This is a genomic window from Nocardiopsis salina YIM 90010 (genome assembly GCF_000341025.1).
Classification (GTDB): Bacteria; Actinomycetota; Actinomycetes; order Streptosporangiales; family Streptosporangiaceae; genus Nocardiopsis; species Nocardiopsis salina.
In genome coordinates this window covers 1-10,560 of record NZ_ANBF01000098.1, presented here as the reverse complement: position 1 = coordinate 10,560, position 10,560 = coordinate 1, and the positions used below count along the sequence as shown (strand labels likewise).

General features: G+C 68.3%; 9 protein-coding genes. 4 read left to right on the top strand and 5 right to left on the bottom strand.

What is annotated here, in order from left to right; all coding sequences use genetic code 11:
- Positions 1-353 precede the first annotated feature (353 nt).
- Positions 354-989, top strand: coding sequence for an MBL fold metallo-hydrolase (locus D474_RS0111235; RefSeq protein ID WP_017613670.1), 636 nt, complete (start codon positions 354-356; stop codon positions 987-989).
- Between the two features lie 12 nt (positions 990-1,001).
- Here D474_RS0111235 and D474_RS0111230 read toward each other — a convergent pair whose 3' ends face one another.
- The 5 genes from D474_RS0111230 to D474_RS0111210 form a co-directional block, all read right to left on the bottom strand.
- Positions 1,002-2,123, bottom strand: a complete 1,122-nt coding sequence (locus tag D474_RS0111230; protein ID WP_017613669.1) for a hypothetical protein — start codon at positions 2,121-2,123, stop codon at positions 1,002-1,004.
- 104 nt (positions 2,124-2,227) lie between these two features.
- Positions 2,228-3,022 (bottom strand): succinate dehydrogenase/fumarate reductase iron-sulfur subunit, encoded by a 795-nt coding sequence (locus tag D474_RS0111225; RefSeq protein WP_017613668.1) that lies wholly within the window; start codon positions 3,020-3,022, stop codon positions 2,228-2,230.
- Entirely contained in the window at positions 3,019-4,902 is a 1,884-nt protein-coding gene (locus tag D474_RS28345; RefSeq protein WP_017613667.1) for a fumarate reductase/succinate dehydrogenase flavoprotein subunit, read from the bottom strand. Before D474_RS28345 ends, D474_RS0111225 begins: the two co-directional genes overlap by 4 nt.
- A 41-nt stretch (positions 4,903-4,943) precedes the next feature.
- On the bottom strand, positions 4,944-5,762 hold the full coding sequence (locus D474_RS0111215) for a hypothetical protein (RefSeq protein WP_193373997.1): 819 nt from the start codon (positions 5,760-5,762) through the stop codon (positions 4,944-4,946).
- 214 nt (positions 5,763-5,976) lie between these two features.
- Positions 5,977-6,978 (bottom strand): LysR family transcriptional regulator, encoded by a 1,002-nt coding sequence (locus tag D474_RS0111210; RefSeq protein ID WP_026118386.1) that lies wholly within the window; start codon positions 6,976-6,978, stop codon positions 5,977-5,979.
- Positions 6,979-7,109: 131 nt separating this feature from the next.
- On the opposite strand from D474_RS0111210, the gene D474_RS31510 reads away from it, so the two are divergent.
- The 3 genes from D474_RS31510 to D474_RS0111195 are packed head-to-tail and all read left to right on the top strand — an operon-like array spanning position 7,110 to position 10,450.
- The gene (locus tag D474_RS31510) at positions 7,110-7,760 is read left to right on the top strand and encodes a succinate dehydrogenase cytochrome b subunit (RefSeq protein ID WP_086002941.1); all 651 of its coding nucleotides are present in this window, start codon (positions 7,110-7,112) and stop codon (positions 7,758-7,760) included.
- Positions 7,761-9,707 carry a fumarate reductase/succinate dehydrogenase flavoprotein subunit gene (locus D474_RS0111200; RefSeq protein ID WP_017613663.1) on the top strand — a complete coding sequence of 649 codons (1,947 nt, stop codon included), beginning with the start codon at positions 7,761-7,763 and terminating at the stop codon, positions 9,705-9,707.
- Positions 9,704-10,450, top strand: coding sequence for a succinate dehydrogenase/fumarate reductase iron-sulfur subunit (locus D474_RS0111195; protein ID WP_017613662.1), 747 nt, complete (start codon positions 9,704-9,706; stop codon positions 10,448-10,450). The genes D474_RS0111200 and D474_RS0111195 overlap by 4 nt, the downstream gene beginning before the upstream one ends.
- Positions 10,451-10,560: the final 110 nt, after the last annotated feature.

Below are 10,560 nucleotides of genomic sequence, written 5' to 3'. Positions count from 1 at the left end.
CGCCGATATTGGCTCTGGTAGCAAGATCCCCGACCCAGAACCGGACACCAGGCACATCCAGCCCCACGAGCAACAGACGCCGACGAGGGTTGCGTGCAGGCCCGGCCGGGTTATGGCCCCGGCTCCGACGAACCACCACCCCCGAGTCAACACCTCACCCCTTCGCCCCTCGGACACAACCCCCATCAACGATCTAGCCAGGCCAGGTGTGGTGTTCGGGCGCTTCGGAAGAGCCGGTTCCGAATCAAAGTCAAACGCGGCTCTTACCCGACACGCACGACCGCTCGGGGTGCGGCGGGATAAGCTCGACCTACGCCGTGTCCGACCGCAAGACGTGTCTTGGTGGTGAGAGAGTGCACTCCCCTTCCCCTGTCGAGCGTCTGCGCACCTCGGGTGTCATCAGTCTCGAGGGCGGCGAGTTCGACCTCGAGAACAACGTGTGGATCGTCGGCGACGACGAGAGCGCCGTGGTCATCGATGCTTCGCACGACCACGAGGAGATCGCACGAGGACTGGGCGACCGTGAGCTCATGGCGATCGTCTGCACCCACGGGCACAGCGATCACGTCAACGCCGCGGCCGACCTCGCAGACCTGACCGACTCCCCGATCCTGCTGCACCCCGACGACACAGAGCTGTGGCACCACGTGCACCCGGGGCGCGAGCCCGACGCCCCACTCCTGCACGGAGAGATGCTCCGCGCCGGCGATGTCGAGCTCCAGGTGCTGCACACACCCGGGCACACCCCGGGCGGCGTGTGCCTGTACGCGCCGGAGCTGTCGACGGTCTTCACCGGCGACACCCTGTTCCCCGGGGGCCCCGGCGCAACGGGCCAGGCCTTCTCCGACTTCCCGCGGATCATCGCCTCGATCCGCGACCACCTGGTCACCCTGCCCGGCGAAACCATCGTGCACCCCGGCCACGGTGAGTCCACGACCATCGCCGAGGCGGCCGAGAACCTCGAGGTGTGGGCCAGCCGGGGGTTCTGACCCGGTCGGCTCTCACACCCGGAGTTCGAACCCGGCCGACGCCTTGATCACTCCGTTGACCTGCACCTCCACCAGGTGCTCCCCGGGGTGGTAGGTGCGTGTGGTGATCGGCCGGACCGCGTGGTGTTTGCGCAGGGTGCGGTTTTGGCCGGGTGCAAGCTCCACCCGGGTCCACTTGAAGACCTTCGGTCTGCGGGTCCCGTTGGCCCGAACGTGGTGCACGACGTGGTCCACCACGACCGTGTGTGCCCGAGTGTCGGTGTTGGTGAGCTCGACCTCGAGGGTGAGGGTCCCGCCCAGGTCCAGCACATGCGGGCTCACCGTGAGGCCCTGCGCTACGACGTGCTCGCCGCCGGTCGCGCCGAGCAGCGCCAACGCCCGCGGGTCGCCCTCCTTGACCAGGGTGCGCAGGGCATGCTTGACGATCCGGCCGGTCTCGGGGGTGGGACTCTCCCGTGTCCAGCGTTCGGCCACCTCCAGCACGAGGTCGGGATGGTCGCGCGCGATGTCGTTGAGGTTGTTGGCCACCGACGTGCGCACGTAGGCCGACGGATCGCTGCGCAGCGGTTCCAGGACCTCCAGCACCGGGGACGGGTCGGCGATGAACTCCGCCAGGTGGGAGGCCCATGGCAACCGGGGCCGGATCCCCTCGCTCGCGAACCGGCGCACGTGCTCGTCCGGGTCCAGGGCACTGGCACGCATGAGTGCCATGGTCGCCCCGGGGTGGCGACGGACGAACGGGCGGACCGCGAACTCGCTGGTGTGGCGTTTGGTGATCCCGACCAGGGCCGGGAACGAGGCCTGCGGGTGGTCGGTTCCGTACTCCTCCACGAACCGGGCCACGGGCATGAGCAGGTAGCGGTCGTGGAAGGTGTCCTCGTCGTCCCCGAGCCGCAGGTGCAGGGACTCCACGAGGATCCCGACCGCTTCGTCGTAGTCCTGAGGGAGCCGGTCGCGCAGCCCCTCGGCCATCACCAGCACCCGGTCCTTGAGCTCCAGCGGACCCACCCGGGAGGCGACCTCGGCGGCGTACCCCTCCACGTCGAAGCCCGGGTGGACCACACGGATGCGCTCACCCAGCTGCCGCGCGGACGCGCCGTCGAAGTGCCGCTTGAAACTGGTGTCCTCGGCCATGGCCCCTGTCCCCCTGTCGCGCCGCCCTGCTCGAGCCCGGCCGGGCCGGAACCTCGACCGGGCGCCACGACGCTACCCCGGCCCACCGACAGGCGGGGTCCGGGTCACTCCTCCTCGGCGGGGCGCCGGGTGTTGGGCACGATCGGGGTGTCCTTCGGCCGCCGCCCGATCGTGTTGCCCAGCCACACCAGCGGGTCGTACTTGCGGTCGGCCACCCGCTCCTTGAGGGGGATCAGCGCGTTGTCGGTGATCCGGATGCCCTCGGGGCACACCTCCGTGCAGCACTTGGTGATGTTGCAGTACCCCATGCCGAACTCGTCCTGGGCGATTTGCCTCCGGTCGGCGGTGTCCTCCGGGTGCATCTCCAGCTCGGCCACGCGCATGAGGTACCGCGGCCCGGAGAAGTGCTCCTTGTTCTCCTCGTGGTCGCGGATCACGTGGCACACGTTGTTGCACAGGAAGCACTCGATGCACTTGCGGAACTCCTGTGAGCGTTCCACGTCCTCCTGCTGCATCCGGAAGTCCCCGGGCGAGGTCTTCGGGCCCGGGGTGAACGCCGGGATCTCGCGGGCCTTCTCGTAGTTGTACGAGACGTCGCAGACCAGGTCCCGCACGACCGGGAAGGTCCGCATCGGGGTGACGGTGACGGTCTGGTCGGGTGCGAACACGCTCATGCGGGTCATGCACGACAGCCGCGGCATCCCGTTGATCTCCACCGAGCACGAGCCGCACTTGCCGGCCTTGCAGTTCCACCGCACGGCCAGGTCCGGGACCTGGGTGGCCTGGAGCCGGTGGAGCACGTCGAGCACCACCTCGCCCTCGTTGACCTCGACCGTGTAGTCGGTGAGTTCCCCGTTCTCCCCGGAACCGCGCCACACGCGGAAGGTGCGTTCGGTCATGACAGCTCCTCCTCGGTGAGGTACTTGGCGAGTTCGTCGTCGTCGAAGAGCGCGAGCAGCTCGGACGGGATCCCGGACAGCGGCCGCGTGGTCAGCGACACCCCGTCGTCGCCGTGGCGCGCGGCGAGGTTGACCTGCCGCCACTGCGGCGACATCTCCGGGTAGTCGTCGCGGGTGTGCCCGCCCCGGGACTCGGTGCGTTCCAGGGCCGCGAGGGTCACCGCCTCCGACACCAGCACCATGTTCGGCAGCGCCAACGCCAGGTGCCAGCCCGGGTTGTACACCCGGTCGCCGGGGGCGCTGAGCATGTCGGTGCGTTCCCGCATCTGCGCGAGGCGTTCCAGGGCCTCCTCCATCTCCGGGCCCTTGCGCACGATCCCGACCAGGTCGTTCATGGTCTCCTGGAGCTCGGTGTGTACGGTGTAGGGGTTGACGCCCCGGCCCTGTTTGAGCGGGGCCAGTGCACGGGAGACCGACTCCGAAGCGCGTTCCCCCGACACCCCGGCACCGTGGTGGTCGTCCGCACGGGCCGCGGCGCCCAGACCGGCGCGCCGGCCGAACACCAGCAGGTCGGACAGCGAGTTGCCGCCCAGCCGGTTGGAACCGTGCATGCCACCGGCCACCTCGCCCGCGGCGAAGAGCCCGGGTACGTCGGAGGCACCCGTCTCGGCCTCCACCCGTACCCCGCCCATGACGTAGTGGCAGGTCGGGCCGACCTCCATGGGTTCGGCGGTGATGTCGACGTCGGCCAGCTCCTTGAACTGGTGGTGCATCGACGGCAGGCGCTTGTGGATCTCCTCGGCCGGCATCCGCGTGGACACGTCGAGGAAGACCCCGCCGTGCGGCGATCCCCGGCCCTCCTTGACCTCGGTGTTGATGGCGCGGGCGACCTCGTCACGGGGCAACAGTTCCGGCGGGCGGCGGTTGTTCGCAGGATCCTCGTACCATCCGTCCGCCTCGGCCCCGGTCTCGGCGTACTGGGAGCGGAAGACGTCCGGAACGTAACCGAACATGAACCGTTCGCCCTCGGAGTTGCGCAGCACCCCGCCGTCGCCGCGCACCGATTCGGTGACGAGGATGCCGCGCACCGACGGCGGCCAGACCATCCCGGTCGGGTGGAACTGCACGAATTCCATGTTGACGAGCGAGGCCCCGGCGCGCAGGGCCAGCGCGTGCCCGTCGCCGGTGTACTCCCAGGAGTTGGACGTGGTGCTGAAGGCCTTGCCGATACCGCCGGTGGCCAGCACGACCGAGGGCGCCTCGAACAGCACGAACCCGCCGTCGACGCGCCGGTACCCGAACGCACCGGCGATCGCCCCGGTCTCGTCGGTGACCAGCTCGGTCACGGCCGTCTCGGCGAAGATCCGCAACATGGCGTCGGGGTCGCTGAGCTCGGCGGCGTCGGCCTGTTGCAGGGCCACGACCCTCTGTTGCAGGGTCCGGATCATCTCCAGTCCGGTGCGGTCGCCGACATGGGCCAGGCGCGGGTACTCGTGTCCGCCGAAGTTGCGCTGGCTGATGCGTCCGTCGCCGGTGCGGTCGAACAGCGCACCCCAGTACTCGAGTTCGAGGATCCGCTCGGGGGCCTCGCGGGCGTGCAGTTCGGCCATGCGCGGGTCGTTGAGGAACTTGCCGCCGCGGATCGTGTCGCGGAAGTGGGTGTGCCAGGTGTCGTCGGCGTTGGTGTTGCCCAGGGCCGCCGCCGCGCCGCCCTCCGCCATGACGGTGTGGGCCTTGCCGAAGAGCGACTTGGAGATGACGGCGGTGCGTTTTCCCTGCTCGCGTGCGGCGATCGCGGCGCGGAGCCCGGCTCCGCCCGCACCGATCACCACTACGTCGTAGCGGTACCGGGTGATGTCGGCCTCGGGTGTGGGGGGCATGTGTGCCTTTCTTCCGTGGACTCGGGTGCGGGCCCGGTGTGTCAGTTGAAGAGGCGTAGGTCGGTGATGGTCCCGCTCGCCACGAGCGAGATGTAGAAGTCGGTGGTCATCAGGGTGGCGATGCTGAGCCAGCCGAACAGCATGTGCCGGCTGTTGAGCACCGAGATGCGGGACCACAGCCAGTAGCGGACGGGACGTTTGCCGAAGCTCTTGAGCCTGCCGCCCATCACGTGGCGGCAGGAGTGGCATCCGAGGGTGTAGCCCCAGAGCATGAGCACGTTGACGAACATGATGAGGTTGCCCAGCCCCACGCCGAAGCCGCCGTCGCTTCCGTGGAAGAAGGGGACCGCCATGTCCCAGGTGTTGATGAGGGTGATGGCACCCACGAGGTAGAAGAAGTAGCGGTGGCCGTTCTGGCCGAGCATCAGCGGCCGGGTCTCGCCGGTGTAGGTGCGGTGGGGCTCCTGTACTGCGCAGGCGGTGGGTGCCTGCCAGATCGAGCGGTAGTAGGCCTTGCGGTAGTAGTAGCAGGTCACGCGGAACAGCAGGAGGATCGGCAGGCTGAGCAGCGCGTAGGGGACCAGCGGGGGGAACTCGACCGGGAGCCGGCCGAAGAGGGAGGCCTCGGGCACGCACTGTGCTGCCAGGCACGGGGAGTAGAACGGGGTCAGGTAGTGGTGCTCGCCGACCCAGTAGTGGTCCTGCTGGAAGACGCGCGCGGTCGCGTAGAAGACGAAGGCGGCCAGCCCCAGTGTCGTGAGCACGGGGCCGAGCCACCAGCGATCGGTCCGGAGGGTTCGTCGGGGGATACGGGCCCGCCCGGTGGGCGGGCTGCTCGTGGACGTCACCGTGGATTCCACCTCCTGGCGAATCGATCCAGGAAGCCACGGTAAGACGCTGTGATTACGGTCACACCAGGGGTTCCGAGAAAACCTCGGGAAATGAGTGTGACATCAGCCACCGTTGACAGTCGTGCGGTGCCGTGTGTGGCGGTCGGTCGGGGCGCGGGCACTGTGTTCAGCAGTGGCCCGGTCGAGGGGGCGCTCCGGTCGTGGGTGGGCCGCTCGAGGCTCGTCAGAGATCGTCGTCGGTGTCCTCGTCGGGCAGCGACAACCGGCTCCGCTCGGGCGCGCCCGCGTCCGCGGCCGAGATGAGCACCTCCAGGTCCGGTCCCAGCTCGTCCGGGGTCAGGTCCAACAGGTAGGTGTTCAGGTGGCGCCGGAAGGCCTCCGCCGAATGGGAGGGCTCCACGTCCCTCCGCCGAGCCAGGGCGACCGTGCGCAGGAGCCGCGGACGCGCCAGCGGGGTCCCGCGAAGGCCCGGACGGCTCTTCAGCACCATGCTCGGCACCACGGCCAGGCCCAACCCGGCCTCCACGAAGCGCAGGACCGCGTCCATCTCCCCGCCCTCGACCGCGAGTTCGGGCTCGAACCCGGCGGCACGGCAGGCCCGCAGGGTCGCCTCGCGCACGTCGTAGCCCCGCCGGAACATCACCAGCGGGCGTTCGCGCAGTTCTGTGATGCGCATCGACGCCCGCCCGTTGGGAGAGGGGGCCGTCATCGAGCTCGCCACCACGAGGTTCTCCCGCAGGATCGGCGTGGTGATGAAGTCCGGGTCGCTGCTCTGCAGGGGCAGGATGATCAGTGCCAGGTCGAGTTCACCACGGCCGAGGTCCCGGATCAGATCGCGGGAACCGCTCTCCTCCACGTGCAGCTCGATGCCCGGGTAGCGGGTGTGGAAGTCGGCCAGGACGTCGGCGAGCAGTCCTGCGCACAGCGAGGGCGTCGCACCCAGCCGCACCCGTCCGCGGCGGACGCCGGCCAGCTCCGCGACCTCGCGCCGGGCGGTCTCCAGGTCGGTCAGCATGCGCTGGGCCAGGGGAAGCAAGGCCTCCCCGGCCGGAGTGAGTGTGATGTTCCCCCTGGCACGACTGAATAACGGCGCACCCAACTCGCGCTCAAGTGCACGAATCTGTTTGCTCAAGCTCGGCTGTGCGACGCGTGAAACCTCGGCTGCGCGGGTGAAATGGCGCGTGCGGGCCACAGCGACGAAGTACGAGAGCTGTTGGAACTGCATGCTCCATAGCCTACGGCTATGGACACCAGGGTCCTGATGACTTGGACGTCGGTCTTAACTCGAATTTAAAGTGGCAGGCTGTGGCGAACAGTACCTTGACCAAGAAGCGGTCTACGGCCTACGGGTCCACGGTGGCGCTCAAGTCAGCGATGGCTGTCACCGGTGCGGTCCTCGTGCTGTATTTGATCGCGCACATGTACGGCAACCTGAAAGTCTTCTCGGGCCAGGAGGCCTTCGACGGCTATGCCCAGGGCCTCCGCGAGCTGGGTTACCCGTTGCTGCCCGAGAGCGGATTCCTGTGGGTCTTCCGCATCGTCCTTCTGGCGAGCGTCCTGATCCACATCTACTCCGCGGCGGTCCTGACGATCCGCGCACGCAAGGCCCGCACGCAGCGTTACGCGGTGACGAAGCGAGTGCAGCGCACCTACTCGTCCTACACCATGAGGTGGGGCGGCGTGCTGATCGCGCTCTTCGTCATCTTCCACATCCTGCACCTGACGGTGAACGTCATCGCGCCGGGCGGCGCTTCCGACAGCCCCTACGAGCGGCTCCTCAACGGCTTCCAGCCCGAGTTCTGGTACGTGACGCTCTTCTACGTCGCCGCCGTCATCGCCGTGGGCTTCCACCTGCGGCACGGCATCTGGAGCGGTATGGCGACGCTGGGCCTCAACAAGGCCAGTCGCCAGGGCAAGATCAACGCTGTCGCGCTGGGCATCGCGCTGATCTTGACGGTCGGCTTCCTGCTCCCGCCGCTGGCGGTCACCTTTGGACTGGTGGGTTAATTGTCTGAGAACGACCTTTACATCGAGGGCGCCCCGATCCGGGACGAGAAGGCCCCTGAAGGGCCGATCAACGAGCGCTGGGACAAGCGCCGTTTCTCGGCCAAGCTGGTCAACCCCGCGAACCGGCGCAAGCTCTCCGTCATCATCGTCGGGACCGGTCTGGCCGGTGCCGCCGCTGCCGCGACCATGGGCGAGGCCGGCTACAACGTCACCTCGTTCTGCTACCAGGACAGCCCCCGGCGCGCGCACTCCATCGCCGCGCAGGGCGGTATCAACGCGGCGAAGAACTACCGCAACGACGGCGACAGCATCCACCGGCTGTTCTACGACACCGTCAAGGGCGGCGACTTCCGTTCGCGCGAGTCGAACGTGTACCGCCTCGCCCAGACCAGTGTCGAGATCATCGACCAGTGCGTCGCCCAGGGTGTGCCCTTCGCGCGTGAGTACGGCGGTCTGCTCGACAACCGCTCCTTCGGCGGTGTGCAGGTCTCGCGTACCTTCTACGCGCGCGGCCAGACGGGTCAGCAGCTGCTGATCGGCGCTTACCAGGCCCTGGAGCGCCAGATCGCCGCCGGCAGTGTCCAGATGAACACCCGGCACGAGATGCTCGAGCTCATCATCTCCGACGGCAAGGCCCGCGGTGTGATCGTGCGCGACATGCTCACCGGTGAGATCGAGACGCACTTCGCCGACGCCGTCGTCCTGGCCACCGGTGGCTACGGGAACGTCTTCTTCCTGTCCACCAACGCCATGGGCAGCAACGTCACCGCGACGTGGCGTGCGCACCGCAAGGGCGCCCACTTCGCGAACCCGTGCTACACGCAGATCCACCCGACCTGCATCCCGGTCAGCGGCGACTACCAGTCCAAGCTGACCCTGATGAGCGAGTCGCTGCGCAACGACGGCCGCATCTGGGTTCCCAAGGAACACGGCGACAAGCGCGACCCGCGCGAGATCCCCGAGGACGAGCGCGACTACTACCTGGAGCGCAAGTACCCGGCCTTCGGCAACCTCGTGCCGCGCGACATCGCTTCCCGCGCCGCCAAGAACGTGTGCGACGAGGGCCGCGGTGTCGGTTCCAGCGGTCTGGGTGTGTACCTGGACTTCGCCGACGCCATCGAGCGCATGGGCCGCGACGCCGTCGAGGCCAAGTACGGCAACCTCTTCGACATGTACCAGCGCATCACCGGTGAGAACCCGTACGAGGTTCCGATGCGCATCTACCCGGCCGTGCACTACACCATGGGCGGGCTGTGGGTCGACTACGACCTGCAGAGCTCCATCCCGGGCCTGTTCGTGACCGGTGAGGCCAACTTCTCCGACCACGGCGCCAACCGCCTGGGCGCCAGCGCGCTGATGCAGGGTCTGGCGGACGGTTACTTCGTCCTGCCGAACACCATCAACGACTACCTTGCCGACGGCCCGTTCGAGAAGCTCGACGAGAGCCACCCGGACGCGCAGGTCGCCAAGGAAGAGGTCACCTCCCGCATCGACAAGCTCCTGTCGATCCAGGGCTCCCGTACCGTCGACTCCTTCCACAAGGAGCTCGGCCACATCATGTGGGAGTACTGCGGCATGGAGCGCACCGAGGAGGGGCTGCGCAAGGCCATCGAGCTCATCCGTGACCTGCGCCGGGAGTTCTGGCGCGACGTCAAGGTGCTCGGCACCAACGACGAGCTCAACCAGGCCCTGGAGAAGGCCGGCCGTGTGGTCGACTTCCTGGAACTGGGCGAGCTCATGTGCATCGACGCCCTGCACCGCCGTGAGTCCTGCGGCGGCCACTTCCGCGCCGAGAGCCAGACCGAGGACGGCGAGGCGCTCCGCCACGACGACGAGTTCGCCTACGTCGCGGCCTGGGAGTTCGGCGGCGATGACAGCAAGCCCGTGCTCCACAAGGAAGACCTGGAGTACGAGTACGTCGAGATGAAGCAGCGGAGCTACAAGTGAACATCACTCTGCGCGTATGGCGCCAGAAGGGCCGTGACGACGAGGGCCGGATGGTCACCTACAAGCTCACGGACGTCTCGCCCGACATGTCCTTCTTGGAGATGCTCGACGTTCTCAACGAGAAGCTCACCCTGGAGGGGGAGGAGCCGGTCGCGTTCGACCACGACTGCCGCGAGGGCATCTGCGGCGCCTGTGGTGTCGTGATCGACGGCGAGGCGCACGGTCCGGAGCGTACGACCACCTGCCAGCTGCACATGCGCAGCTTCAACGACGGCGACACGATCACCGTCGAGCCGTGGCGGGCCAGCGCGTTCCCGGTCGTCAAGGACCTGGTCGTGGACCGCGGCGCGTTCGACCGCATCATCCAGGCGGGCGGCTACATCAGTGCCCCGACGGGTACCGCACCGGACGCCCACGCCAACCCGATCCCGAAGCCGGACGCCGACCGCGCGTTCGACGCCGCGACCTGCATCGGCTGCGGCGCCTGCGTCGCGGCCTGCCCGAACGCGTCCAGCATGCTGTTCACCGCCGCCAAGGTCACGCACCTGGGCATGCTCCCGCAGGGCCAGCCCGAGCGGGCCGCCCGTGTGGTGCAGATGGTGAACCAGCAGGACGAGGAGGACTTCGGCGGCTGCACCAACATCGGTGAGTGCGCCGCGGTCTGCCCGAAGGGCATCCCGCTTGACACGATCTCCCAGCTGAACACCGACCTGCTCGGTTCGCTCAGCAAGGGCGTCGGCTAGGGTCTGTTCGGTGGACGCCTTCCGTTGCTCCGGCCGGCTACTGCGCCGCCAGGCGTCCGTCGAGGGCGGTGGTGGGTGACGGGTGGGCGCAGCCAGTGGTGCTGTCGCAG

What these genes read in the sequence shown, in the direction of transcription:
- D474_RS0111230 (WP_017613669.1), bottom strand. Translation starts at nt 2,123, where the DNA reads ATGGCCGAGGACACCAGTTTCAAGCGGCACTTCGACGGCGCGTCCGCG.
- D474_RS0111225 (WP_017613668.1), bottom strand. Translation starts at nt 3,022, where the DNA reads ATGACCGAACGCACCTTCCGCGTGTGGCGCGGTTCCGGGGAGAACGGG.
- D474_RS0111210 (WP_026118386.1), bottom strand. Translation starts at nt 6,978, where the DNA reads ATGCAGTTCCAACAGCTCTCGTACTTCGTCGCTGTGGCCCGCACGCGC.
- D474_RS28345 (WP_017613667.1), bottom strand. Translation starts at nt 4,902, where the DNA reads ATGCCCCCCACACCCGAGGCCGACATCACCCGGTACCGCTACGACGTA.